At 62.6% G+C, this 26,750-nt stretch carries 21 protein-coding genes and 1 pseudogene; 19 read left to right on the top strand and 3 right to left on the bottom strand.

The window, feature by feature from the left end; translation table 11 throughout:
- Positions 1-74: 74 nt before the first annotated feature.
- On the bottom strand, positions 75-1,967 hold the full coding sequence (locus tag BW992_RS05240) for a methyl-accepting chemotaxis protein (protein ID WP_197685714.1): 1,893 nt from the start codon (positions 1,965-1,967) through the stop codon (positions 75-77).
- 285 nt (positions 1,968-2,252) lie between these two features.
- On the opposite strand from BW992_RS05240, the gene bamE reads away from it, so the two are divergent.
- Both bamE and BW992_RS05230 read left to right on the top strand, forming a co-directional pair.
- Positions 2,253-2,507 (top strand): outer membrane protein assembly factor BamE domain-containing protein, encoded by a 255-nt coding sequence (gene bamE, locus BW992_RS05235; RefSeq protein ID WP_072397941.1) that lies wholly within the window; start codon positions 2,253-2,255, stop codon positions 2,505-2,507.
- Positions 2,508-2,538: 31 nt separating this feature from the next.
- Positions 2,539-3,108: a lipocalin family protein gene (locus tag BW992_RS05230; protein ID WP_072397942.1), complete on the top strand. Its 570-nt coding sequence runs from the start codon at positions 2,539-2,541 to the stop codon at positions 3,106-3,108.
- A gap of 112 nt (positions 3,109-3,220) precedes the next feature.
- On the opposite strand, the gene BW992_RS05225 is transcribed toward BW992_RS05230, so the two are convergent.
- Positions 3,221-4,585 (bottom strand): formimidoylglutamate deiminase, encoded by a 1,365-nt coding sequence (locus BW992_RS05225; RefSeq protein ID WP_076405720.1) that lies wholly within the window; start codon positions 4,583-4,585, stop codon positions 3,221-3,223.
- A 301-nt stretch (positions 4,586-4,886) separates the two neighbouring features.
- Here BW992_RS05225 and hutC point away from each other — a divergent pair, with 301 nt between their 5' ends.
- From hutC to mdoH, 17 genes are all read left to right on the top strand, one after another.
- Positions 4,887-5,597 (top strand): histidine utilization repressor, encoded by a 711-nt coding sequence (gene hutC / locus BW992_RS05220; RefSeq protein ID WP_172679593.1) that lies wholly within the window; start codon positions 4,887-4,889, stop codon positions 5,595-5,597.
- Positions 5,598-5,605: 8 nt separating this feature from the next.
- Positions 5,606-6,163 (top strand): HutD/Ves family protein, encoded by a 558-nt coding sequence (locus BW992_RS05215; RefSeq protein WP_231991105.1) that lies wholly within the window; start codon positions 5,606-5,608, stop codon positions 6,161-6,163.
- A gap of 380 nt (positions 6,164-6,543) precedes the next feature.
- Positions 6,544-8,232, top strand: a complete 1,689-nt coding sequence (hutU, locus tag BW992_RS05210) for a urocanate hydratase (RefSeq protein WP_072397945.1) — start codon at positions 6,544-6,546, stop codon at positions 8,230-8,232.
- 166 nt (positions 8,233-8,398) lie between these two features.
- Positions 8,399-9,865 carry a purine-cytosine permease family protein gene (locus BW992_RS05205; RefSeq protein WP_072397946.1) on the top strand — a complete coding sequence of 489 codons (1,467 nt, stop codon included), beginning with the start codon at positions 8,399-8,401 and terminating at the stop codon, positions 9,863-9,865.
- Between the two features lie 70 nt (positions 9,866-9,935).
- The gene (locus BW992_RS05200) at positions 9,936-10,904 is read left to right on the top strand and encodes an ABC transporter substrate-binding protein (protein WP_072397947.1); all 969 of its coding nucleotides are present in this window, start codon (positions 9,936-9,938) and stop codon (positions 10,902-10,904) included.
- A gap of 71 nt (positions 10,905-10,975) precedes the next feature.
- Positions 10,976-11,827, top strand: a complete 852-nt coding sequence (locus tag BW992_RS05195; protein WP_003196893.1) for an ABC transporter permease — start codon at positions 10,976-10,978, stop codon at positions 11,825-11,827.
- Positions 11,824-12,654: a quaternary amine ABC transporter ATP-binding protein gene (locus tag BW992_RS05190; RefSeq protein WP_072397948.1), complete on the top strand. Its 831-nt coding sequence runs from the start codon at positions 11,824-11,826 to the stop codon at positions 12,652-12,654. The genes BW992_RS05195 and BW992_RS05190 overlap by 4 nt, the downstream gene beginning before the upstream one ends.
- A gap of 97 nt (positions 12,655-12,751) precedes the next feature.
- Positions 12,752-14,275, top strand: a complete 1,524-nt coding sequence (gene hutH / locus BW992_RS05185; RefSeq protein WP_072459096.1) for a histidine ammonia-lyase — start codon at positions 12,752-12,754, stop codon at positions 14,273-14,275.
- A 113-nt stretch (positions 14,276-14,388) separates the two neighbouring features.
- On the top strand, positions 14,389-15,921 hold the full coding sequence (hutH, locus tag BW992_RS05180; RefSeq protein ID WP_072397950.1) for a histidine ammonia-lyase: 1,533 nt from the start codon (positions 14,389-14,391) through the stop codon (positions 15,919-15,921).
- Between the two features lie 109 nt (positions 15,922-16,030).
- Positions 16,031-17,233: an imidazolonepropionase gene (gene hutI, locus BW992_RS05175; RefSeq protein ID WP_072397951.1), complete on the top strand. Its 1,203-nt coding sequence runs from the start codon at positions 16,031-16,033 to the stop codon at positions 17,231-17,233.
- Positions 17,234-17,244: 11 nt separating this feature from the next.
- Positions 17,245-18,048: an N-formylglutamate deformylase gene (hutG, locus tag BW992_RS05170; RefSeq protein WP_072431673.1), complete on the top strand. Its 804-nt coding sequence runs from the start codon at positions 17,245-17,247 to the stop codon at positions 18,046-18,048.
- 307 nt (positions 18,049-18,355) lie between these two features.
- Entirely contained in the window at positions 18,356-19,303 is a 948-nt protein-coding gene (locus BW992_RS05165) for a choline ABC transporter substrate-binding protein (protein ID WP_072459095.1), read from the top strand.
- Between the two features lie 52 nt (positions 19,304-19,355).
- Complete coding sequence (locus tag BW992_RS05160) at positions 19,356-20,267, top strand: alpha/beta hydrolase (RefSeq protein ID WP_231991104.1); 912 nt, start codon at positions 19,356-19,358, stop codon at positions 20,265-20,267.
- A gap of 104 nt (positions 20,268-20,371) precedes the next feature.
- Positions 20,372-21,343, top strand: a complete 972-nt coding sequence (gene pip, locus BW992_RS05155; RefSeq protein WP_072397954.1) for a prolyl aminopeptidase — start codon at positions 20,372-20,374, stop codon at positions 21,341-21,343.
- Positions 21,340-21,777, top strand: coding sequence for a D-aminoacyl-tRNA deacylase (gene dtd / locus BW992_RS05150; RefSeq protein ID WP_072397955.1), 438 nt, complete (start codon positions 21,340-21,342; stop codon positions 21,775-21,777). Before pip ends, dtd begins: the two co-directional genes overlap by 4 nt.
- Positions 21,778-22,128: 351 nt before the next feature.
- On the top strand, positions 22,129-23,871 hold the full coding sequence (locus BW992_RS05145) for a glucan biosynthesis protein G (RefSeq protein WP_165887942.1): 1,743 nt from the start codon (positions 22,129-22,131) through the stop codon (positions 23,869-23,871).
- Complete coding sequence (gene mdoH / locus BW992_RS05140) at positions 23,864-26,434, top strand: glucans biosynthesis glucosyltransferase MdoH (protein WP_072397956.1); 2,571 nt, start codon at positions 23,864-23,866, stop codon at positions 26,432-26,434. The genes BW992_RS05145 and mdoH overlap by 8 nt, the downstream gene beginning before the upstream one ends.
- Before the next feature lie 133 nt (positions 26,435-26,567).
- Here the strand turns inward: mdoH and BW992_RS27460 are convergent.
- Positions 26,568-26,651 (bottom strand): annotated as a pseudogene (locus tag BW992_RS27460) (DUF6124 family protein); the annotation flags it as partial.
- Positions 26,652-26,750: the final 99 nt, after the last annotated feature.

The raw sequence follows: 26,750 nt of genomic DNA, 5'->3' as shown, positions 1-26,750 counted from the left end.
GCTGACCAAATGTCTGTTTGCGTAGGCTGACATACCCCGTCGCGAGCTTGCTCGCGACGGGGTATGTCCAGGCACTAGATCCGGAAACTACCCACCAACTGCTTCAACCGCGCCGCCTGCTGCTCAAGATCGGCACAGGCCCGCAAGGTGGCTTGCAGGTTTTCCACGCCTTCCTGGTTCAACGTGTTGATCTCGTTGATGTCGACGTTGATCGATTCCACCACGGCAGTCTGTTCTTCGGTGGCGGTGGCCACGGACTGGTTCATGCCGTCGATTTCACCAATACGCTGGGTCACGCTGCCCAGTCGTTCACCGGCCTGGTTGGCGATGCCCACGCTGCTTTCGCTCTGGCGCTGGCTGTCGGTCATGGTCAGCACCGCTTCCCGGGCACCGACCTGCAGTTCTTCGATCATCTTCTGCACTTGCTGCGCCGAATCCTGGGTGCGGTGGGCCAGGTTGCGCACCTCATCGGCCACTACCGCGAAACCGCGGCCGGCTTCCCCGGCCCGTGCGGCCTCGATGGCCGCGTTCAGGGCGAGCAGGTTGGTCTGCTGGGAGATGCTGGTGATCACTTCCAGGATCTGGCCGATGTTCACGGTGTTGCTGTTCAGGGTTTCGATGTTGCCGCACGAATCGCTGATCTTCGCCGACAGCTGCTGCATGGCGGTGATGGTCTTGTCTACCACCTGCTGGCCATCCTCGGCCAGGTTGCGGGCCTCGCTGGAGTGCTGCGAGGCGAGGGCGGCGTTCTGGGCGATTTCCTGGGCGGCGGCGCCGAGCTGGTTGATGGCTGCGGCAACGCTACTGGTGCGCGAGGCTTGCTGGTCGGAATTGAACATCGAGGAATTGGAGGCACTGACCACGCGCAGGGCGACTTCGTTGACCTGGCCGGTGGCCGAAGCCACTTCGCGGATCGAGGTGTGAATGCGTTCGACAAAGCGGTTGAACGATGTGCCCAGGGCGCCGAATTCGTCGTGGCCATGGATGGTCAGGCGCCGGGTCAGGTCGCCTTCGCCTTCGGCGATGTCATGCATCGCGCGGCCCATGGTCAGCAATGGCTGCATCAGCACGCGGATCAACATGCCCAGCAGGGCAATGATGAACACCACGGCGATGGCCATGGCGATCAATGCCGAGGTGCGGAATTCGCTGAGCATCGCCAGCGCCGTGTCCTTGTCCAGTACCAGTGCCACATACCAATCGGCGCCCGGCACGCCATTGACGCGGGTGAAGGACATGAACTGGGTCTTGCCGTCGAGTTCGACTTCCTTCATGCCCGGGCTGACTTGTGGTGCGCCGTTGGGGTAGGCCTCGGCCAGGGTCTTGAGCACACGCTTGCTGTCGGGGTGGATCAGGATCTTGCCGTCGGCGCTGACGATGAAGGCATGGCCATGGCCCCCGAAGTTCAGCGAGTTGATGATGGCGCTGACGCTCGACAGGTCGATGTCCGCACCGGCCACGCCGATCATCTGGTTCTGATGCTGGACCGGGGTGGCGACAGTGATCACCAGTTTGCCGGATGAGGCCGCGATGTAGGGTTCGGTGACGATGGTCTGTTGAGCGCTGTTGGCGGCCTTGTACCAGCCACGGGCACGGGGGTCGTAGTCGGCGGCGCGATTACCGGCCGGAACCGAAAACATCACGCCGTCGGTGCCGCCGAAGTAGCTGAGCTGGAAATTGCCGGTGTACGCCGGCAGGCCGACCGCGCGCTTGAGGCTGTCGGCGCTGCTGCCGTCCACGGCGATCTGCTGTGCCAGCGACTGGAGCAACTGGATGCGACCCTCGACCCAGGTCTGGATGTTGCGGCTGGTCAGGCTGCCGAGTTCCTGCATGGAGGTTTCGGTGCTGGTGTGCAGGCTCTGGCGCTGGCGATAGTCGTTGAACAGGATGAAACAGGCGAATGCGACGGCCACCACGAGGGCGGCAGCCAACAGAATTTTGTGGCTGAATTTCATGTTTCTGGTCATTAAGAAAGCTACCGAACAGAAGCTGGTCAGGAAGGGGGCGTCAATGTGCCATAACGCGATTTTTGGCGCTGGTCTTTTTATCGGCTCCCCGGCGTCGCGATTCAGGTGCTGATGACGTATTCCCGACGAAATGCACGACGCCGTCACAAACTGGTTGATTTACCGACGAAGTGCCTGGGTTTGGCCCAATAAATAGCCGGTTCCCCGGGGAACCAGATGACGGTTTTCTCTTCTAAGGTTCTGGTTGGCACCCTGCCACCTCCCTTCCGCTCCAGGAGTTACCCGATGTCCCTGCGTTCTATCGCGTTGTTGTCTTTGTGCGTCTTTCTGGCCGCCTGCAGCAAAGTCAACCAGGAAAACTATTCGAAGCTGTCGGCCGGCATGTCCAAGGCCGAAGTCGAAACGTTACTGGGGAAACCGACCGATTGTTCGGGCGCGCTCGGCATGTCCAGTTGCACCTGGGGCGACCAGAAAAGCTTTATCAGCGTGCAGTATGCCGGTGACAAAGTGTTGATGTTTTCCGGCCAAGGCCTGAAGTAAACCGAGGCCAGAGGCCTGCGGGAGAAAAATAATGATGCGGTTATTGTTAGTGCTTTTAGCTGGCCTGGTACTGGCCGGCTGTGCCACTTCTGGCGAAGACCCGTTGGCGCCCAAGACCGTCAACAGTGTCAATCTCAAGCGTTACCAAGGGACCTGGTACGAGTTGGCCCGCCTGCCAATGTATTTCCAGCGCAACTGCGCGCAATCGGAAGCTCACTACACCCTCAAGCCCGACGGCAACCTGGGTGTACTCAATCGCTGCCTGACTTCGGACTGGCAGTGGGAAGAAGCCAAGGGCACCGCCAAGCCACAGGTGCCGGGCAAGACCGACAAGCTCTGGGTCGAGTTCGATACCTGGTTTTCCCGCATCCTGCCGGGTGTGGCAAAGGGGCAATATTGGGTGCTGTACGTCAGCGAAGACTACAAGACCGCCATCGTGGGTGACCCGAGCCGACGCTACATGTGGCTGCTGTCCCGTACGCCCACCGTCAATGTCGACGTTCGTGAAGAACTGCTCAGCAGGGCGCGCCAGCAAGGCTACGACACGACACGGTTGATCTGGCGTGCGTCGGATCGGCAGATGGCCCGAACCTCGGATTGAACCGCTTCGAAGAGCCCCTTTGGGAGCGAGCCTGCTCGCGATGACGGACGTCCAGTCAACCTCGTGTTGAATGCGAAGGCCTCATCGCGAGCAGGCTCGCTCCCGCATTTCGTCAGTCCAGAAGTTCGCGCAAGACCTGGGCAAACGCCCGGGCGCTTTCTTCTTCCCCGGCATGACATCCATCGCGCACGACCCATTGCCCGCCGACCATCACATCACGCACCTGACGATCCCCGCCGGCAAACAGCCAGCGATTGAGTATCCCGTCGCCCCTGGCAGTGGCCAGGTAAGGGTCGTTGCCGTCGAGCACCAGCCAGTCGGCGCGTTTGCCGACGTCGAGGGCACCGACCGCTTGCCCCAGCGCCTGGGCGCCGCCTTCCAGGGCCGCATCGAACAAGGTGCGGCCGACCATTGGCTGGTCTGGTCGATACAGGCGGTTGCGCCGTTGATCCCGCAGGCGCTGGCCGTATTCCAGCCAACGCAATTCCTCCACTACGCTCAATGACACATGGCTATCGGAACCGATGCCCAGGCGTCCACCTTGGGCGATGAAATCCACCGCCGGGAAAATACCGTCGCCCAGGTTGGCTTCGGTGGTCAGGCACAGGCCGGCGATCGCCCGGCTCCTGGCCATGAGGGCGACTTCGTCGGCGTTGGCGTGGGTGGCATGCACCAGGCACCAGCGCGGGTCGACCTCGACGTTTTCGTACAGCCATTGCAACGGACGGGCGCCACTCCAGCCCAGGCAATCGTCGACTTCCTTTTGCTGCTCGGCGATATGGATGTGCACCGGGCAATGGCGGTCGCTCGCGGCCAGCACGTCCTGGATCTGCCTGGGCGTCACGGCACGCAATGAGTGGAAGCACAGGCCCAGCGCCTGGGTCGGTTGTGCAGCCAGAATCGGCTGCAAGCGTGTTTGCAGCTTGAGGTAGTTTTCGGTGCTGTTGATGAAGCGGCGTTGCCCTTCGTTGGGTGCCTGGCCTCCGAAACCGGAGTGGCTGTAGAGCACTGGCAGCAGGGTCAGCCCGATGCCGGCCGCCTGGGCGGCGTGGCTGATGCGCAAGGCCAGTTCAGCCGGGTCGGCATAGGGTGTGCCGTCGGTATCGTGGTGCACATAGTGGAATTCGGCGACCGAGGTGTAACCGGCCTTGAGCATTTCGATGTACAACTGCCGGGCAATGATGCCCAGTTGATCGGGGCTGATTTTCCCGACGAGGCGATACATCAGGTCGCGCCAGGTCCAGAAACTGTCGTTGGGGTTGCCCGCCACTTCCGCCAGCCCGGCCATGGCCCGTTGGAAGGCATGGGAGTGCAGGTTCGGCATGCCCGGCAACAACGGACCTCCCAGCCGTTCGGCGCCGTCTGCGTGGGAGCCGGCCTGGACATGAGTCAGGACGCCAGCGGCGTCGACTTCAAGACGTACATCATTGGCCCATCCACTAGGCAGCAGCGCGCGTTCGGCAAAAAAGGCGGGCATGGTCGAACCTCATCGTGCGTAATTTGTATATACATATACAGACGTTTGCCTGGCCGGTAAACTCCGGCAAGCTAATGTCCTGTTTCATAGATACGTTCTTTTTTGATGTGTGGCTCTTGTCGTCAGGCAGGCGCCGCGCCGAGTCATAGCAGGCTGTGGCGAGGAGCGGCAACGCAGGATGACGGCAAGAGACGCCGTCAAGAAGGAACAGTATCTGGGCTACAGGACATTTGTAATCTCATTCGCAGAACAGGGAACCGCCGTGCCGACTCCGCCTGCCAAACCACCAATTGCCGCGAACATGGGCGACAGTCCGGCGCCCTTGTACGCCCGCGTCAAACAGATGATTACCCAGCAGATCGACAGTGGAAACTGGCCACCGCATTACCGCGTGCCATCGGAAAGCGAACTGGTCAGTCAGTTGGGCTTCAGTCGCATGACCATCAACCGCGCCCTGCGGGAGATGACCGCCGACGGCCTGCTGGTGCGCATGCAGGGGGTCGGTACCTTCGTGGCTGAACCCAAGAGCCAGTCCGCTTTGTTCGAAGTGCATAACATCGCCGACGAAATCGCCTCCCGTGGCCATCGCCATACCTGCAAGGTCATCACCCTGGAAGAAGAGGCCGCCGGTTCCGAGCGTGCCCTGGCCCTGGAGATGCGCGAAGGCCAGAAGGTGTTCCATTCTCTGATCGTGCATTTCGAGAACGACATCCCGGTGCAGATCGAGGACCGTTTCGTCAATGCGCTGGTGGCGCCGGACTACCTCAAGCAGGATTTCACCCTGCAGACGCCCTATGCCTATCTGAACCAGGTCGCGCCGCTGACCGAGGGCGAGCATGTGGTGGAGGCGATCCTCGCCGAGCCGAGCGAGTGCAAGCTGCTGCAGATCGAACGGGGCGAGCCGTGCCTGTTGATCCGTCGCCGCACCTGGTCCGGGCGCCAGCCGGTGACCGCCGCGCGCCTGATCCACCCCGGTTCCCGTCACAGCCTGGAAGGTCGGTTTCATAAATGACGAATCAGATGACAGTTCTGCGGGCTGCGGACTATCCCCGCATGCCCTGGAAAAACGGTGGCGGCAGTACCGAGGAAATCACCCGTGACGCCGGCACCGGCCTGGAAGGTTTCGGCTGGCGCCTGTCGATTGCCGATATCGCCGAGTCGGGCGGTTTTTCCACCTTTGCCGGCTACGAAAGGATCATCAGCGTCCTGCAGGGAGACGGCATGACGCTGAACGTCGATGGCCAGGCCACGCGACCTTTGCATCCGCTGGACCCCTTTGCCTTCAGCGGCGAGAGCCATGTGCATTGCACCTTGCTGGGCGGGCCGATTCGCGATTTCAACCTGATCTATGCCCCCCAGCGTTTTCACGCGCGGTTGCAATGGCTGGGAGGCCAGCAGCGGTTTTTCAGCGAGGCGCAGACGGTGCTGGTGTTCAGCGCGGCCCCGGGGTTGGCGATCAGGGTTGGCGAGTCCGCCGTTAACCTGGGCCTCTACGACTGCTTGCAATTGAGCAACACCGGGCTGCTGGACATCACCAGCCACGGCCAATGCTGTGTGATCGAGCTGACGGCCCGCTGATTTCCGACGAAGTGCTTTAGTGGCGAGGGAACAAGCTCCCTTGCCATAAAGGCTCCGCTCTCGTTGTTCCCGCTTTGCACCAACTTGTTACCGAATGCCCCAGCGTGGCGCAGAACCGCGCTTTCGTAACCTGCCTGTCCTGCTCACAAATCCCTCCTTCAGAAATTTCATCTGGCTCTGGAGCCGCTCAATCACGGGGCTTTCAGCCAAACCTAAAGTCTCCTGCAAGCCTGTCATCGACAAGTTGGCCGCTTGATTGCATATGCTTGTACATACAAGTAAAGACGTATGCGTATGAGTCACCTTCACTCAGCGCAACGTCCGCAGAAATAGCTGCCCTGTCCGGGCTGGTCTGGATTGATCGCTGAGGAGTTTTTGCTGTGACCGACGCTACCCGCAAAACCGAAAAATACCGTGACGTTGAAATCCGCGCTCCCCGCGGTAACACCCTGACCGCCAAAAGCTGGCTGACCGAAGCGCCGCTGCGCATGCTGATGAACAACCTCGACCCGGAAGTGGCCGAGAATCCCAAGGAGCTGGTGGTCTACGGTGGCATCGGTCGCGCGGCGCGCAATTGGGAGTGCTACGACAAGATCGTCGAAAGCCTGACCCACCTGAACGACGACGAAACCCTGCTGGTGCAATCCGGCAAGCCGGTGGGCGTGTTCAAGACCCACGCCAATGCGCCACGGGTGCTGATCGCCAACTCCAACCTGGTGCCGCACTGGGCCAGTTGGGAACATTTCAACGAACTCGACGCCAAGGGCCTGGCCATGTACGGCCAGATGACCGCCGGCAGCTGGATCTACATCGGCAGCCAGGGCATCGTGCAGGGCACTTATGAAACCTTCGTCGAGGCCGGTCGCCAGCACTACGGCTCCAACCTCAAGGGGCGCTGGGTCCTGACCGCCGGCCTGGGTGGCATGGGGGGCGCCCAGCCGTTGGCCGCGACCCTGGCCGGTGCATGCTCGCTGAACATCGAGTGCCAGCAGGTCAGCATCGATTTCCGCCTGAAAACCCGCTACGTCGACGAGCAGGCCACCGACCTCGACGACGCACTGGCGCGCATCGAGAAATACACCGCCGAAGGCAAGGCGATTTCCATCGCCCTGTGCGGGAACGCTGCCGAGATCCTGCCGGAAATGGTCCGTCGTGGTGTGCGCCCGGACATGGTCACCGACCAGACCAGCGCCCACGATCCCCTCAACGGCTATCTGCCGGCCGGTTGGACCTGGGACGAATACCGCGCCCGCGCCAAGACCGAGCCCGCCGCCGTGGTGAAAGCCGCCAAGCAATCGATGGCGGTACATGTGAAAGCCATGCTGGCCTTCCAGAAAATGGGCGTGCCGACCTTCGACTACGGTAACAATATCCGCCAGATGGCCCAGGAAGAAGGCGTCGAGAATGCCTTCGACTTCCCTGGTTTCGTCCCGGCCTATATCCGTCCGCTGTTCTGCCGCGGCATCGGTCCGTTCCGTTGGGCCGCGCTGTCCGGCGATCCGCAGGACATCTACAAGACCGACGCCAAGGTCAAGGAACTGATTCCCGATGACGCCCACCTGCACAACTGGCTGGACATGGCCCGCGAGCGCATCAGCTTCCAGGGCTTGCCGGCGCGTATCTGCTGGGTCGGGCTGGGCCAGCGCGCCAAGCTGGGCCTGGCTTTCAACGAAATGGTACGCAGCGGCGAATTGTCGGCGCCGATCGTCATCGGTCGCGACCACCTGGACTCCGGTTCCGTGGCCAGCCCCAACCGTGAAACCGAATCCATGCAGGACGGTTCCGATGCCGTCTCCGACTGGCCGCTGCTCAACGCCTTGCTCAACACCGCCAGCGGTGCGACCTGGGTGTCGCTGCACCATGGTGGTGGTGTTGGCATGGGCTTCTCCCAGCATTCGGGCATGGTCATCGTCTGCGACGGTACCGATGAAGCGGCCGAGCGGATTGCGCGCGTGCTGCACAACGACCCGGGTACCGGGGTAATGCGCCATGCCGACGCCGGTTACCAGATCGCCATTGATTGCGCGAAGGAGCAGGGGCTGAACCTGCCGATGATCACTGGCAAATAACCCCGGGCCCCTTGTGGGAGCGAGCTTGCTCGCGATGAGGGAGTGTCAGTCAACAGCATTGTCTGCTGACCCACCGCTATCGTCGGATCGCCGCCCGGAGCAAGCTCGCTTCCACAGGGGAAGTAGCAGCGCAATGAATTCCAGAACAATCCACAGAGGTTGAACCATGGCTGTCACCAGCACTCGCGCAAGCAGCAAGCCGTTGATCGAGCGACGCTCGATCGACTATATCCCGGAAGCGGAGAGACACGGCCGATTGTTGAGCCAGTTCACCCTTTGGATGGGGGCCAACCTGCAAATCACTGCCATTGTCACCGGTGCATTGGCGGTGGTGCTGGGGGGTGATGTGTTCTGGTCGTTGATCGGCTTGCTGATTGGCCAGGTACTGGGCGGTGGCGTCATGGCCTTGCATGCCGCGCAAGGGCCCAAGCTTGGCCTGCCGCAGATGATCTCCAGCCGGGTGCAGTTCGGTGTCTATGGGGCGGCGATCCCGATCGTACTGGTGTGCCTGATGTACCTGGGCTTCACGGCGACGGGCACCGTGCTTTCCGGCCAGGCGCTGGGGCAGTTGTTCGGCGTCAGCGACAGTGCGGGCATCCTGATCTTCGCCAGTGTCATCGTGCTGGTGACGGTGCTGGGTTATCGGGTGATCCACTTCATCGGCCGGGTCGCCAGCGTCATTGGCGTCATTGCCTTCGTTTACCTGTTCGCTCGCCTGATCAGCCAGACGGACGTTGGCGCGCTGCTGCAGATCCGCCATTTCAGCTGGAGCAGCTTCCTGCTGGCGGTGTCGCTCGCGGCTTCCTGGCAGATCGCCTTCGGCCCCTACGTGGCTGACTATTCGCGTTACCTGCCGAGCAAGACTTCCTCGGTGAAAACCTTCTTTGCCGCAGGCGCCGGTTCGGTCATCGGCGCACAGGTGGCGATGATCCTCGGCGTATTTGCCGCCGCCTCGGCCAACGGGCAGTTCGCGGGCCATGAAGTGGCCTACATCGTGGGCCTGGGCGGTACCGGCGCCACCGCTGCGCTGCTGTACTTCAGCATCGCGTTCGGCAAGGTCACGATTTCCACCCTGAACTCCTACGGCAGCTTCATGTGCATTGCCACCATCATCAGCGGTTTCCGGGGGCACCTGAACGTCACGCGCCTGCAACGCCTGGTCTTCGTAGTGTTCATCGTGGGCGCCGCGACGCTGATCGCGCTGCTCGGCCAGCACTCGTTCCTTGGTGCGTTCAAGTCCTTCATCCTGTTCTTGCTGGCGTTCTTCACGCCCTGGAGCGCGATCAACCTGGTGGACTACTACTGCATCACCCGCGAGCGCTATGACGTGCCGGCCCTGGCCGACCCGAACGGCCGCTACGGTCGTTGGAATGGCCTCGGTATCAGCGTCTACGCAATAGGTGTCCTGATTCAATTGCCGTTCATTGCCACCAAGTTCTATACCGGTCCGCTGGTGGCGGCCATGGGCGGCGTGGACATTTCCTGGATCATCGGCCTGGTGGTTCCGGCGGCGCTGTATTACATCGCCGCCAGGAAATGGCACAGCGCAGTACCCGATCGATTGATCCTGCCGGTCGAGCAGGACACGGTTGACGCACAACCGAGCAGGGCGGGTCGCATTCAAGCGGCCTGATGGGACGTTGACAGGGCTGGATGCCTCTTGACTGCCGTATGCCAATCCAACTGATTAGGAGCGTCACACAATGAAATCGAACAAGACCCTGCTGACCACATTGCTGTCCATGGGCCTGCTGGCCAGTGCCGGCGCCACGCAGGCGGCCGGTTGGTGCGAGTCGGGCAAACCGGTGAAGTTCGCCGGCCTGAACTGGGAAAGCGGCATGTTGCTGACAGACGTCCTGCAGGTGGTGCTGGAAAAAGGCTACGACTGCAAGACCGACAGCCTGCCGGGCAACTCCATCACCATGGAGAACGCCCTGAGCAGCAATGACATCCAGGTATTCGCCGAAGAGTGGGTCGGTCGCAGCGAAGTGTGGAACAAGGCCGAGAAGGCCGGCAAGGTGGTGGGTGTCGGCGCTCCGGTCGTCGGCGCCATCGAAGGCTGGTACGTACCGCGCTATGTGGTCGAGGGCGACGCCAAGCGCAAACTCGAAGCCAAGGCGCCGGGTCTGAAGAACATCGCGGACCTGGGCCAGTACGCCGCCGTGTTCAAGGATCCGGAAGAGCCGTCCAAGGGCCGTTTCTACAACTGCCCGGCCGGCTGGACCTGCGAGCTGGACAACAGCGAAATGCTCAAGAGCTACGGCTTGGAAAAAACCTACACCAACTTCCGTCCAGGCACCGGCCCGGCCCTGGATGCCGCAGTGTTGTCCAGCTACAAGCGTGGCGAGCCGATCCTGTTCTACTACTGGTCGCCAACGCCACTGATGGGCCAGGTGGACCTGGTGAAACTGGAAGAAAAGCCGGGCGTGGACAAGAGCGTGACCATCAAGGTCGGTCTGTCCAAGACCTTCCACGACGAGGCTCCGGAGCTGGTGGCCGTGCTGGAAAAGGTCAACCTGCCCATCGATATCCTGAACCAGAACCTGGGGCGCATGGCCAAAGAGCGGATCGAGTCGCCAAAACTGGCGAAGATCTTCCTCAAGGAACATCCTGAAGTCTGGCACGCCTGGGTCAGTGAAGACGCAGCCAAGAAAATCGACGCGGCTCTGTAGGTCGAATGCTACCCGGCCGGCTGCAGGGCTGGCCGGGACGTTCACCGCATCCACTTGATCGAGAGTCTCTTATGTTTCCCGAAAGCTTTACCTTCTCCATCGCCGATTGGGTCAACGGTTGGGTCGACTCCCTGGTGACCAACTATGGCGATGTGTTCCGGCACATCTCCGACACCCTGCTGTGGGCCATCGTCAACCTCGAAGGCCTGCTGCGCATGGCACCCTGGTGGCTGATGCTGGCCATCGTCGGCGGCATTGCCTGGCACGCCACGCGCAAGGTCGTGGCCACGGCAGTCATCGTCGGCCTGTTGTTCCTGGTGGGTGCGGTAGGCCTGTGGGACAAGTTGATGCAAACCCTTGCCCTGATGCTGGTAGCGACGCTGATCTCGGTGTTGATCGGCATTCCCCTGGGCATTCTCTCGGCGCGCAGCAATCGCCTGCGTTCGGTGCTGATGCCGTTGCTGGACATCATGCAGACCATGCCGAGCTTCGTGTACCTGATTCCGGTGTTGATGCTGTTCGGCCTGGGCAAGGTTCCGGCGATCTTCGCCACGGTGATCTATGCCGCGCCGCCATTGATCCGCCTGACCGACCTGGGCATTCGCCAGGTGGACGGCGAAGTGATGGAAGCCATCAACGCCTTCGGCGCCAACCGCTGGCAGCAGCTGTTCGGCGTGCAATTGCCCCTGGCCTTGCCGAGCATCATGGCCGGGATCAACCAGACCACCATGATGGCTCTGTCGATGGTGGTCATCGCCTCGATGATCGGCGCCCGTGGCCTGGGTGAAGACGTGCTGGTGGGCATCCAGACCCTCAACGTCGGACGCGGCCTGGAGGCCGGGCTGGCCATCGTGATTCTCGCCGTGGTCATCGACCGCATTACCCAGGCCTATGGTCGTCCTCGGCACGAGGTGAGCAAATGAGCAACGCAGCCGTCAGCAAGATCGAAGTCAAGAACGTCTTCAAGATTTTCGGCAACCGTTCCAGGGAAGCCCTGGAACTGATCCGCCAGAACAAGACCAAGGACCAGGTGCTGGCCGAGACCGGTTGCGTGGTGGGTGTGAACGACCTGTCGCTGAGCATCGGCACGGGCGAGATCTTTGTGATCATGGGCCTGTCCGGCTCCGGCAAATCTACCCTGGTGCGCCACTTCAATCGCCTGATCGATCCCACCAGCGGGGCGATCCTGGTGGACGGCGAAGACATCCTGCAACTGGACATGGACGCCCTGCGTGAATTCCGTCGGCACAAGATCAGCATGGTGTTCCAGAGCTTCGGCCTGTTGCCCCACAAGAATGTGCTGGACAACGTCGCCTACGGCTTGAAAGTGCGTGGCGAGAGCAAGCAGGTGTGTGCCGAGCGGGCGCTGCACTGGATCAATACCGTGGGCCTGAAGGGCTACGAGAACAAGTACCCGCACCAGCTCTCCGGCGGCATGCGTCAGCGCGTGGGCCTGGCCCGGGCGTTGGCGGCGGACACCGATATCATCCTGATGGACGAAGCCTTCAGCGCCCTCGACCCGCTGATCCGCGCGGAAATGCAGGACCAGTTGCTGGAGCTGCAGAAGACCCTGCACAAGACCATCGTCTTCATCACCCACGACCTCGACGAGGCCGTGCGCATCGGCAACCGCATCGCGATTCTCAAGGACGGCAAGCTGATCCAGGTGGGCACGCCGCGCGAGATCCTGCACTCGCCGGCAGATGAGTATGTCGATCGGTTCGTGCAGCGCAGGGCTGCGGTGGTTTGAAGGGTTTGTGGTGGCAGGGCCGGCCCTATCGCGAGCTTGCTCGCGATAGGGCCGGCCCAGCTGCATCAATATTCAAGTCGTACAGACGAGGTTGAGGATGTCCCAGGCTGAAAAAATCGTAATCACCGGTGCCCCGTTGCGCTGGCAGGACGTCGTCGCCGTCGCCCGCTTCGGTGCCGAGCTCGAGCTGTCGGCCCAGGCCTGGGCGCGGATCGACAATGCCCAGGCCATCGTCCAGCGCATCGTCGAAAGCGGCGAACGCGCCTATGGCGTCAACACCGGCCTGGGCGCCTTGTGCAACGTCTCGCTCAAGGATGAACAGCTCAGCCAGCTCTCGCGCAACACGCTGCTCAGCCATGCCTGTGGCGTGGGCGCGCCGCTGTCCGACGAGCAGACCCGGGCGATTCTCTGCGCCGCCATCCTCAATTACAGCCAGGGCAAGTCCGGCATCCACCGGCGGGTGGTAGAGGCACTGCTGGCGCTGCTCAACCGGGGCATCACGCCGCAAGTACCGTCCCAGGGTTCGGTGGGCTACCTGACCCACATGGCCCATATCAGCATCGCGCTGCTGGGCGTCGGCCAGGTCAGCTATCGCGGCCAGATCGTCACGGCGCAACAGGCCCTGGCCGCCGAAGGCCTGAAACCGGTGCAACTGGGGGCCAAGGACGGTCTGTGCCTGGTCAACGGCACGCCCTGCATGACCGGCCTCAGCTGCCTGGCCCTGGCCGATGCGACGCGGCTGCTGCAGTGGGCCGATGTGATCGGTGCCATGAGCTTCGAGGCCCAGCGTGGCCAGATCGCCGCGTTCGATGGCGAGATCATTGCCCTCAAGCCGCACCCCGGCATGCAGCAGGTGGGAGTCAACCTGCGGGCCTTGCTGGCGGGCAGCGAAGTCATCGCCTCCAGCCTGGGCATCCGCACCCAGGATGCCTTGAGCATCCGTTCGATTCCCCAGGTACACGGTGCCGCTCGCGATCAGCTGGCCCATGCCCGCAAACAGATCGAAACCGAACTCAATGCCGTGACGGACAATCCTCTTCTGTTGGGCACGCCAGACCATTTCCGGGTGATGTCCCAGGCCAACCCCCATGGTCAATCCGTGGCCCTGGCCGCGGATCTGCTGGCGATTGCCATGGCCGAGATCGGCTCCATCGCCGAGCGCCGCCTCGATCGCCTGATCAACCCCCACGTCAGCGGACTGCCGGCCTTCCTGGTGGCCAATCCGGGGGTGAACTCGGGGATGATGATCGTGCAATACGTCGCGGCGTCCCTATGCGCGGAAAACCGTCAGTTGGCGCAACCGGCGGTGCTCGACAACTTTGTCACCTCGGGCCTGCAGGAGGATCACTTGAGCATGGGCACCAATGCCGCCCTGAAACTGCATCGGACGCTGGAAAACTGCACGCAGATCCTCGCCATCGAATACCTGCTGGCGGCCCAGGCCTTCGAATTCCTCAAGACCCAGCGCTTCGGCGCAGGCACCGACATTGCCTGGAGGCTGCTGCGCGAACGTGTCCCGGCCTATGACCAGGACCGCTGGCTGGCGCCGGACATCGCCAGCGCCGCCGGGCTCCTCAAAGACCCGAATGTGCTGCACAACGTGTTACCGAATTTGAACTGATCAAAAAGCGCCAGCGTGCCAAGGCGCCATCGCCCAAAAAGCGAGGGTGACGGATAACGGAACATTCCGGAGCGACTGGCGGGTTAAAACAAAACTCTCAAAAGGAGCAATAAATGACTGCCTTGAACCTGATTCCCGGCCAATTGAGCCTGGCTCAATTGCGCGACATCTATCAACAGCCGGTGACCCTGAGCCTGGACGCCAGCGCTTCGGCGCAGATCGAAGCCAGCGTTGCCTGTGTGGAGCAGATCCTCGCCGAGAACCGTACCGCCTATGGCATCAATACCGGTTTCGGCCTGCTGGCCTCGACCCGCATCGCCAGCGCGGACCTGGAAAACCTGCAGCGTTCCCTGGTGCTGTCCCATGCCGCCGGCGTGGGCGAGCCCATCAGCGATGCGCTGGTGCGGTTGATCATGGTGCTCAAGGTCAACAGCTTGAGCCGGGGGTTCTCCGGGATCCGCCGGCAAGTGATCGATGCGCTGATCGCCCTGATCAATGCCGAGGTCTATCCGCATATTCCGCTCAAAGGCTCGGTCGGTGCGTCCGGTGACCTGGCGCCCCTGGCCCACATGTCCCTGGTGCTGCTGGGCGAAGGCAAGGCCCGCTACAAGGGCGAATGGTTGCCGGCCGTCGAGGCGCTGAAAGTGGCCGGCCTCGCACCGCTGACCCTGGCCGCCAAGGAAGGCCTGGCGCTGCTCAACGGCACCCAGGTGTCCACGGCCTTTGCCCTGCGTGGCCTGTTCGAAGGCGAAGACCTGTTCGCCGGGGCCCTGGCCCTGGGCAGCCTGACGGTGGAAGCGGTGCTCGGTTCGCGCTCGCCGTTTGACGCGCGCATCCACGCTGCCCGTGGGCAGAAAGGCCAGATCGACGTTGCTGCGGCGTATCGCGATCTGCTGGGCGAGCGCAGTGAAGTCTCCGATTCGCATCACAATTGCGACAAGGTCCAGGACCCGTACTCCCTGCGTTGCCAGCCGCAAGTGATGGGCGCCTGCCTGACCCAGTTCCGTCAGGCCGCCGAGGTGCTGGTGATCGAGGCCAACGCGGTGTCGGACAACCCACTGGTGTTCGCCGCCGAAGGCGACGTGATCTCCGGCGGCAATTTCCACGCCGAGCCGGTGGCAATGGCTGCTGACAACATGGCCCTGGCGATCGCCGAAATCGGTTCCCTGAGCGAGCGCCGTATCTCGCTGATGATGGACAAGCACATGTCGCAACTGCCGCCGTTCCTGGTGGGCAATGGCGGGGTGAACTCCGGCTTCATGATTGCCCAGGTCACCGCGGCGGCCCTGGCCAGCGAGAACAAGGCGCTGTCCCACCCTCACTCGGTGGACAGCCTGCCGACCTCGGCCAACCAGGAAGACCACGTCTCCATGGCGCCGGCCGCCGGCAAGCGTTTGTGGGAAATGGCCGAAAACACCCGTGGGATTCTCGCCGTGGAATGGCTGGCGGCCTGCCAGGGGCTGGACCTGCGCGGCGGCCTGAAGACCTCCGCGAAACTGGAGCAGGCCCGCGGACTGTTGCGTGCAGAAGTGCCGTTTTATGAGAAGGACCGCTTCTTCGCGCCGGACATCAATGCCGCCAGTGAGTTGTTGGCGAGCCGTTGCTTGAACGAACTGGTCATGGCGCAGTTGTTGCCGAGCCTGTAAGGGCCTCATCGCGAGCAGACTCGCTTCCACAAGGATTTCTGATGAACTCAAAACCTTGTGGAAGCGAGCTTGCTCGCGATTCGATTTTGAATGCGACGAGGAAACCGGGATGAAAACCCTCTGGCAAAACTGCCACGCCGCCACCATGGCCCAGGGCGTCTACTCGATCATCGAAGACGCCGCCATCGTCACCCAGGGCGAGCATATTCAATGGATCGGTCCCCGTGCCCAGCTGCCGGCGGGTGACTACCCGGCGGTCACGGACCTCAAGGGCGCCTGGGTGACCCCGGGGCTGATCGACTGCCATACCCATACGGTGTTCGGCGGCAACCGCAGCGGCGAATTCGAGCAGCGCCTGCAAGGCGTCAGCTATGCCGAAATCGCCGCGGCCGGTGGCGGTATCGCCAGTACCGTGCGTGCCACCCGGGCCGCCAGTGAAGACGAGCTGTTCGCCAGCGCCGCCAGGCGCCTGGAAAGCCTGATGCACGACGGCGTGACCACGGTGGAAATCAAGTCCGGCTACGGCCTGGACCTGGCCAGCGAGCGCAAGATGCTGCGGGTCATCCGTCGCCTCGGCGTCGAACTGCCGCTCAGCGTGCGCAGCACGTGCCTGGCGGCCCACGCCTTGCCGCCGGAGTACGTCGACCGCGCCGACGACTACATCGAGCACATCTGCGCCGAGATGCTCCCGGCCCTGGCGGCCGAAGGGCTGGTGGACGCGGTGGATGCCTTCTGCGAATACCTGGCCTTTTCCCCGGCGCAGGTCGAGCGCGTGTTCATCACGGCCCAGCGATTGGGCCTGCCGGTGAAGCTGCACGCCGAACAACTGTCGTCGTTGCACGGCTCAAGCCTGGCGGCCCGGTACCAGGCGTTGTCGGCCGATCACCTGGAGTTCATGACCGAAGACGATGCCAGGGCCATGGCCGAGGCGGGCACCGTGGCGGTGTTGCTGCCGGGCGCGTTCTACTTCCTGCGTGAAACCCGGCTGCCGCCCATGGATGCCTTGCGCAAGCACGGGGTGAAGATCGCAGTGGCCAGCGACCTCAATCCCGGCACCTCGCCGGCCTTGTCGCTGCGTCTGATGTTGAACATGGCCTGCACCTGTTTGCGCATGACACCGGAAGAGGCCCTGGCCGGGGCGACGATCCATGCGGCCCAGGCCTTGGGCATGGCCGCCAGCCACGGCTCCCTGGAAGCCGGCAAAGTCGCGGATTTTGTCGCCTGGCACATCGACCGCCCGGCGGATCTGTCGTACTGGCTGGGTGGCGAACTGGAAAAACGCGTCGTGCGTCACGGCGTTGAAATCGATTGAGGAGAGCGGTTGTGGAAAAGGTCCTGAATTTCAAGCAAGGGCGCGTGCCGCTGTTGATCAGCATGCCGCACGCCGGCCTGCGCCTGACCCCGGCGGTGCAGGCCGGATTGATTCCCGAAGCCCAAAGTCTGCCAGACACCGACTGGCACATTCCCAGGCTCTACGAGTTTGCCTCTGAACTGGGCGCCAGTGTCCTGGCTGCCGAATATTCGCGGTTCGTCGTCGACCTGAACCGCCCCTCCGACGACAAGCCGATGTACGTCGGTGCTACTACCGGCCTGTACCCCGCGACGCTGTTCAACGGCGTGCCGCTGTTTTGTGAAGGCCTGGAGCCGTCCGCCCAGGAGCGGGCGACGTATCTGCAGCAGATCTGGGTGCCCTACCATCAGACCCTGCAACAGGAGTTGGCCCGGCTCAAGGCCGAGTTCGGCTATGCCCTGTTGTTCGATGCCCACTCGATCCGCTCGGTGATCCCGCACCTGTTCGACGGCAAGCTGCCGGACTTCAACCTCGGCACCTTCAACGGCGCCAGTTGCGACCCGACACTGGCCAGCCGGCTCGAAGCCATCTGCGCCGAGCACGGCGGCTTCACCCACGTGCTCAATGGGCGTTTCAAGGGCGGCCACATCACCCGGCACTACGGCAACCCGGCCCAGGACATCCACGCCGTGCAACTGGAGCTGTGCCAGAGCACCTACATGGACGAGTTCGAACCGTTCAACTACCGCCCGGATCTGGCGGCGCCGACCCAGGTGGTGCTCAAGCAATTGCTGGAAGGCTTGTTGGCGTGGGGGCGGCAGGCTTACAGAAAATAAACACCGTGCGGTACTGCTGTGGCGAGGGGATTCATCCCCGCTGGGTCGCGAAGCGGCCCCAAACGGATGTCTTCCTGTGACTTGACTGGTTGGACTGGGAGCTTTCGGGACTGCGGTGCAGTCCTGCGGGGATAAATCCCCTCGCCACAGGATTGTGTTTGTCCTTGAGCCACGTAAGGGAACTGTCGCCACCGTGCAAAACCGAGTCGCCACAGGTCACCTTTACCCCCTCGGCGCTGCGTACTGTTTCGGTACGGTGCACAAAGACACCGGCCCACAATAATCCGCTGCCGCCGAGACCTTCCCGATGAAAAGACTGTTCAAGCGCTGTCTATCGATCTTCTGCGGTACCGTCATGCTGGGCACCGGGGCGATGGCCGCCGAGCCGGCGTCCTGCCAGACCGTGCGCATGGGCGTGGTCAACTGGACCGACGTGATCGCCACCAGCGGCGTGGCCGATGTCCTGCTCACGGGCCTGGGGTATGAAAGCAAGCAGACCAGTGCTGTGCAGCAGATCATCTTCGCGGGCATCCGCGACAAGCGCCTCGACATATTCCTGGGCTACTGGAAGCCGGCAATGGACAAGAACATCGCCCCGTTCCTGGCCGCCAACCAGGTGAGGGTGCTGGAAAAGCCGAGCCTGGCCGATGCCCAGGCCACCCTGGCGGTGCCTGACTATGTGGCGGCGGCGGGGCTCAGGACGTTTGCCGACATCGCCCGGTTCAAGGACCAGTTGAGTGGCAGGATCTATGGCATCGAGCCGGGCAGTGGGGCCAACACCACCATCAAGACCATGATCGAGACCAACCACTTCGGCCTCAAGGACTTCAAGCTGATCGAGTCCGGTGAGGCGGGCATGCTGGCGGCGGTACAGCGGGCCGTGAATCGCAAGGAATTCGTGGTCTTCGTCGGCTGGACCCCGCACCCGATGAACATCAACATGAACATCACCTACCTGACCGGCAGCGAAGATGTCTATGGGCCGAACGAAGGTGCTGCCACCGTTTCCACCGTGACCGCGCCGGACTATGCCCAGCGTTGCCCGAACGTGAACCGGCTGCTGGAAAACCTGACCTTCACCGCCGCCCAGGAAAGCCAGCTGATGGTGCCGATCATGGAGCGCAAGACACCCCAGGACGTCGCCCGGCAATGGTTGCGGGACCATCCCGAAGACCTCCAGCGCTGGCTGGCCGGCGTGACCAGTTTCGACGGCAAGGACGGCGTGGCGGCGGTGCAGGCCAGTCTCAAGCCATGATGCCTCATCATTGAGGCGTCCTACCCAAGGATATATCTGGTGGTCCCCTGTCATGGCTTATCCACTCTCCCCGGCAATGTCCGCCTTCGTCCGCAAGACCCGGAGTTTCAGCAGCCCGGACGGCGGCATCGCCGGCATGCGCGAGGGCTACGACCGGATGTGCCGGGCGTTCACCCCGCCGCGCCCGGAAGGGTTGATGGTCGATGATTTTGAGCTGGCCGGCGTGGCCGTGCGGGCTTATCACCCTCGGATCGAGCCACCCTGCGAAGGCTGGCCGTGCATGCTCTACCTGCACGGAGGCGGTTGGGTGGTGGGGAACCTGGACTCCCATGACTTCATCTGCATGGAACTGGCGGCCGAGCTGGGGATACTGGTGCTGGCGGTGGACTATCGCCTGGCCCCGGAACATCCATTCCCGGCGGCCTTCGAGGATTGCCTCGACGTGTGGCACCGGCTGGCAGCCGCTCCTCTTGCCATCGATCCCAGGCGCCGGTGGGTGGCCGGGGACAGTGCCGGGGGCAACCTCGCCGCTGCGATTTGCCTGGCCCTGCGTAATGGCGGTCAGCCGCTGCCCCAGGGCCAGGTGCTGATCTACCCCGCCCTTGGCGGCCCTGCCGACTTGCCCTCGCGCCGCGAATGCGCCGACGCGCCCCTGCTGAGCAGCGACGACCTGGACGACTGCCAACAGCTTTACCTGGGCGGCGCCGCGCCGTCGCCCTACGCCATGCCATTGCTCGCCGCCGACCTGGCTGGCCTGCCGCCGGCGCTGGTCATCGTGGCGCAATGGGATCCGCTGCGTGACGACGGCATCCTCTACAGCGAGCGGCTGAACGCCGCAGGAGGCAATGCCGTGCTGTATGTCGGTGACGGTCTGGTCCACGGCTGCCTGCGTGGCCGCAACCAGGTGCCGGAGGTCGATCGGATGTATCGCACGCTGCTGGCATACCTGGCTGACACGCTTTGACTTCGCGGGGACATGCTCATTAAGGTAATTCGGGTTTATGATGCCGGACGGCAGACTAAATAGAAGTCCCCACAGGGATGACTCGACCCCTTACGGAGCGCGCAATGCAGACTTTGTACCCGCAGATCAAACCCCATGCCCGGCACGATCTGGCTGTCGATGACACCCATACGCTCTATGTCGATGAAAGCGGCTCCCCGGAAGGACTCCCGGTGGTGTTCATCCACGGTGGTCCGGGTGCGGGCTGCGATGCGCAGAGCCGTCGCTACTTCGATCCGAACCTGTATCGCATCGTCACGTTCGACCAGCGCGGCTGTGGTCGCTCCACCCCCCATGCCAGCCTGGAGAACAACACCACCTGGGATCTGGTCGAAGACCTGGAGCGCATCCGCAAGCACCTGGGCATCGATAAATGGGTACTGTTCGGCGGCTCCTGGGGCTCGACCCTGGCCCTGGCCTACGCCCAGACCCATCCGGAACGGGTGCATGGCCTGATTCTGCGCGGGATCTTTCTCTGCCGTCCGCAGGAAATCGAGTGGTTCTATCAGGCCGGCGCCAGCCGCCTGTTTCCCGACTACTGGCAGGACTACATCGCGCCCATTCCGCCGGACGAGCGCGACGACCTGCTCAGCGCCTTCCATAAACGCCTGACCGGCAACGACCAGATCGCCCAGATGCACGCGGCCAAGGCCTGGTCCATCTGGGAGGGCCGGACCGCGACCCTGCGTCCGAACCCGCTGGTGGTCGATCGCTTCTCCGAGCCGCAGCGTGCCCTGTCGATCGCCCGGATCGAGTGCCATTACTTCACCAACAATGCGTTCCTCGAGCCCAACCAGCTGATTCGCGACATGGGCAAGATCGCTCATTTGCCGGGCATCATCGTCCATGGTCGCTACGACGTGATCTGCCCCCTGGACAACGCCTGGGAGCTGCACCAGAACTGGCCCAACAGCGAGCTGCAGGTGATCCGCGATGCCGGTCACGCCGCGTCGGAGCCGGGCATCACCGATGCACTGGTGCGCGCCGCCGCGCAAATGGCCCGGCGTCTGCTCGACCTGCCGCCTGAAGAAGCGTGAAGGGCCTGTTGCAACGGGTCCGCGGCGCCCGGGTCGAAGTGGCGGGAGAAATTGTTGGCGCCGTGGACCAGGGCCTGCTCGTATTGGTGGCGGTCGAGCCCGGGGATACCCGGGCCAGCGCCGACAAGCTCCTGCACAAGCTGCTCAACTACCGGGTGTTCAGCGATGCCGACGGCAAGATGAACCTGTCCCTGGCGGATGTCGGTGGCGGTTTGCTGCTGGTGTCGCAGTTCACCCTGGCGGCAGATACCCGAAGCGGCTTGCGCCCGAGCTTTTCATCGGCCGCGCCGCCAGCATTAGGGGAAGAGTTGTTTTCTTATCTGGTTACCCAGGCGAAACACGTGCATGGCACTGTGGCATCAGGTAGATTCGGCGCCGACATGCAAGTGCATCTGGTAAATGATGGCCCGGTAACCTTTTTGTTACAGGTCTGAAAGTGTTTGAAACACCTTTTCAGGCTGTTTTCGAGGTTAAACGGGGAGTTTTCTCGATAAATACTTTGTTGCCCCTGATGCGTTGTCACGCGGCCTGCTAGATAATCGCGCGCTACGGGGGATCGGCGTTCGCCGGTCCATTTGACTTTAGGTAGAGACTTGTCCTGGGCCGTTTGGGGAATCATTTTGTCCCATCGGAGTCGGAACAATGCTCGCCAACTTGGCAAGAGTGCTCCGCAAGGTCGGTTTTTCAATGCCGTTACCAAGCGGATACCTTAACTGGCCGTTGGTTTCTTGATCTGTTTTCGGCGAGGGTTGCTCGTGATTGTTAGTCCCTGTAATGCACCAAAAATGTCTGCCAAACGGTTTAAAAACGCTCTGGTAGCGGGCTCTGCCCTGTTGTGCCTGCTTGGCGCCGGCCAACTGTGGGCATTCAGCCTGGATGATGTGTCGGCGAAGGCTCAGGAACTGGCCGGGCAAAAATTCGAAGCCCCGCGCAGCAACCTGCCGAACGAATTTCGCGATATGAAATTCGCCGACTATCAAAAAATCCGTTTCCGCACCGAAAAAGCCGAGTGGGCCGACCAGAAGACGCCGTTCCGCCTGTCGTTCTATCACCAGGGCATGCATTTCGACACGCCGGTGAAGATCAACGAGATCACAGCGACCACTGTCGACGAGATCAAGTACGACCCGACGCGCTTCGATTTCGGTGACGTGCAGTTCGATCCCAAGGCCACCGAGCAGCTGGGCTACGCGGGCTTTCGCGTGCTGTACCCGATCAACAAGGCCGACAAGCAAGACGAAATCATGACCATGCTGGGCGCAAGCTACTTCCGCGTCATCGGCAAGGGCCAGACTTACGGCTTGTCCGCCCGTGGCATGGCCATCGATACCGCGTTGCCATCCGGCGAGGAATTCCCGCGTTTCCGCGAGTTCTGGATCCAGCGCCCGAAACCGACCGACAAGCATCTGGTGATCTTCGCCCTGCTGGACTCGCCTCGGGCCACCGGCGCCTATCGCCTGACCCTGCGTCCGGGTACGGACACCGTGGTTGATGTGAAGGCGCGCATGTTCCTGCGTGACCGTGTCAGCAAGCTGGGTGTTGCCCCGCTCACCAGCATGTTCCTGTTCGGCGCCAACCAGCCGTCCAAGGTACTCAACTATCGTCGCGAACTGCACGATTCCAGCGGCCTGTCGATCCACGCCGGCAACGGCGAATGGATCTGGCGTCCGCTGAACAATCCCAAACACCTGGCCGTGAGCAACTTCTCGGTGGAAAACCCGCGTGGTTTCGGTCTGCTGCAACGTGGCCGCGACTTCAGCCACTACGAAGACCTGGACGACCGCTACGACAAGCGTCCTAGCGCCTGGATCGAACCGAAAGGCGACTGGGGCAAGGGCACCGTGGACCTGGTGGAAATCCCGACAGCCGATGAAACCAACGACAACATCGTTGCGTTCTGGAGCCCGGAAAAGCTGCCTGAGCCTGGCCAGCCGCTGGACTTCTCCTACCGCCTGCACTGGACCCTCGACGAAGCCAGCCTGCACTCGCCGGACAGCGCCTGGGTCAAGCAGACCCTGCGTTCCACGGGTGACGTGAAGCAATCCAACCTGATCCGCCAGCCGGATGGCAGCGTGGCCTACCTGGTGGATTTCGAAGGTCCTTCGCTGCAAGCGTTGCCGGAAAACGCCGAAGTGCGTAGCCAGGTGAGCGTCGGCGACAACGCCGAAATCGTCGAGAACAACGTTCGCTACAACCCCGAAACCAAGGGCTGGCGCCTGACCTTGCGCCTGAAGGTCAAGGATCCAAAGCAGGCTACCGAAATGCGCGCGGCGCTGGTCCGTCCGCTGACGCCTGTCGAAGCCCCTGCCGCGTCGCATGCCGTGACCACGACCCTTGCCAAGGCAGACAAGGTCGCCAAGCAGCAGAGCGAAAAAGAGAAAGAAAAAGAGAAAGAACACGCCAAAGAAGTCGCAACGACCGTCAAGGCGTCCGCCGCCGTCGAGGCGACCCCAACCCCGCAGGAACCGGAACCGACTGAGCAAGTCCTGACCGAGACCTGGAGCTATCAGTTGCCAGCCGATGAGTAATACTCCAGTACAGCCAGAGACGCTCAGCGAATATCTGGCCCATTTGCCAATGACCGACGAGCAGCGCGCCGAGCTGGCGGGCTGCTCTTCCTTCAGCGAACTGCATAAACGGCTTTCGTCTTCGACATTCGATGAGCCCGGCGAAGCGGCACAGGCTTCGGTTGGGCGGCGTTTGACCCTGAGCACTGCCGAAGAGCTGGAAGACGCCGAAATGCTGGCACTGGATGCCAGTGGTCGTGTGTGCCTGAAGGCGACGCCGCCGATTCGTCGTACCAAGGTCGTGCCGGAGCCTTGGCGCACCAATATCCTGGTGCGTGCCTGGCGGCGTCTCACCGGTCGCACCAACCCGCCGAAGCCGCCCAAGGACGCACGCGTGCTGCCCGAGGCGCGCTGGCGTACCGTGGGGTCGACCCGTCGCTACATCCTGCTGCTGTTGATGCTTGGCCAGACCATCGTCGCCGGCTGGTACATGAAGGGCATCATGCCGTACCAGGGCTGGTCGCTGGTGGACCTGGAGGAAGTGCTGCACCAGCCGCTGTCGCAGACCGCCACGCAAGTGCTGCCATACGCCTTGCAGACCAGCATCCTGATCCTGTTCGGTATTCTGTTCTGCTGGGTGTCGGCCGGTTTCTGGACCGCCCTGATGGGCTTCCTGGAGCTGCTCACCGGGCGCGACAAGTATCGTATCTCCGGGGCCAGTGCCGGCAACGAGCCGATTCCCAAGGATGCCCGTACCGCGCTGGTCATGCCGATCTGCAACGAAGACGTGCCGCGGGTGTTCGCCGGCCTGCGGGCGACCTTCGAGTCGGTGGCCGCCACCGGTGACCTGGATCGCTTCGACTTCTTCGTGCTCAGCGACAGTAATGAAACCGATATCTGCGTGGCCGAACAGCAAGCGTGGCTGGACGTCTGCCGCGAGGCCGGTGGCTTTGGCAAGATCTTCTACCGCCGCCGCCGCCGTCGCGTGAAACGCAAGAGCGGTAACCTCGACGACTTCTGCCGTCGCTGGGGCAGCGATTACAAGTACATGGTGGTGCTCGACGCCGACAGCGTCATGAGCGGCGAATGCCTGACCAGCCTCGTGCGCCTGATGGAAGCCACGCCGGACGCCGGTATCATCCAGACCGCGCCGAAGGCTTCGGGCATGGACACGCTGTATGCGCGCATGCAGCAATTCGCGACACGGGTCTACGGTCCGCTGTTCACCGCCGGCCTGCACTTCTGGCAGTTGGGCGAATCCCACTACTGGGGACACAATGCGATCATCCGCATGAAGCCCTTCATCGAGCATTGCGCCCTGGCGCCATTGCCCGGCAAAGGTGCCTTCGCCGGTGCGATCCTGTCCCACGACTTCGTCGAAGCGGCACTGATGCGCCGTGCCGGCTGGGGCGTGTGGATTGCCTATGACCTGCCGGGCAGCTATGAGGAATTGCCGCCGAACCTGCTGGACGAACTCAAGCGTGACCGTCGCTGGTGCCACGGCAACCTGATGAACTTCCGGCTCTTCCTGGTCAAGGGCATGCACCCGGTACACCGTGCGGTGTTCCTGACCGGGGTGATGTCCTACCTGTCGGCGCCCCTGTGGTTCTTCTTCCTGGTGTTGTCCACCGCGCTGCTGGCGGTCAATACGCTGATGGAGCCGCAGTACTTCCTCGAACCGCGACAGCTGTATCCGTTATGGCCGCAATGGCATCCGGAGAAGGCCATCGCGCTGTTCTCGACGACCATCGTGCTGCTGTTCCTGCCCAAACTGCTCAGTGTCGTGCTGATCTGGGCCAAGGGCGCGAAGGAGTTCGGTGGCAAGTTCAAGGTGACGCTGTCGATGTTGCTGGAGATGCTGTTCTCCATGCTGCTGGCACCGGTCCGGATGATCTTCCACACCCGTTTCGTATTGGCCGCGTTCCTCGGCTGGGCCGCCACCTGGAACTCGCCGAAACGTGACGATGACTCGACGCCATGGAGCGAAGCGGTCAAGCGCCACGGTCCGCAAACCTTGCTGGGCTTCCTCTGGGCGTTGCTGGTCATCTGGCTGAACCCCAGTTTCCTGTGGTGGCTGGTGCCGATCGTCGGCTCGCTGATGCTGTCGATCCCGGTCTCGGTGATCTCCAGCCGCGTGGGCCTGGGCTTGAAGTCGCGCGATGAAAGCCTGTTCCTGATCCCGGAGGAGTACGCTCCGCCACAGGAACTGCTGTCGACCGACCAGTATGCCCATGAGAACCGCTGGCATGCGCTGAACGACGGCTTCATTCGTGCGGTCGTCGACCCACAGCAAAACGCCCTGGCGTATGCCTTGGCCACATCGCGGCACGGCAAGGCCGAGCCGATCGAATGGCTGCGGGGCGAACGCGTTCGCCATGCCCTGAAGGTCGGTCCGGCCGGCCTCAGCAATGCCGAGCGCCTGGCGCTGTTGAGCGACCCGGTCGCCCTGTCCCGCCTGCATGAGCAGGTCTGGAGCGAGAGCCATCCCGAGTGGCTGGCAGCGTGGCGTGAGTCGGTCAATGCCGATCCTCATGCGCCGTTGCTACCGCTTCAGCCGGTCAGTGCCCAGCCTCAACTGGCCTGATGCACAAAAAGCCCCGCTTCTGAAAGGAAGCGGGGCTTTTTGTTGGGTCTAGGATTTGGAGCGCACCGGTGGTTGTGGCGAGGGAAACCATCCCCTCGCCACATCCGCACCTGGCTTCCCCTGGCCAGTCAGACTATGGTCGAGGGTCGACGCTATCCAGCGCCCGGTTTGCCAGCAAACTACCGAGCTCGATCAGTTGCTGGATGCCCAGGGCAACACGGCATTCACCACACATCCCTATGGGAGGGCGCTTGCTCGCGAAAGCGGTGGGCCGGTTTGCAGGGATGTTGGATGTGCCGGCGTCTTCACGGGCAAG

The sequence above is a fragment of the Pseudomonas sp. 7SR1 genome, assembly GCF_900156465.1.
GTDB lineage: Bacteria > Pseudomonadota > Gammaproteobacteria > Pseudomonadales > Pseudomonadaceae > Aquipseudomonas.
This window is presented reverse-complemented; position numbering and strand designations above follow the sequence as displayed.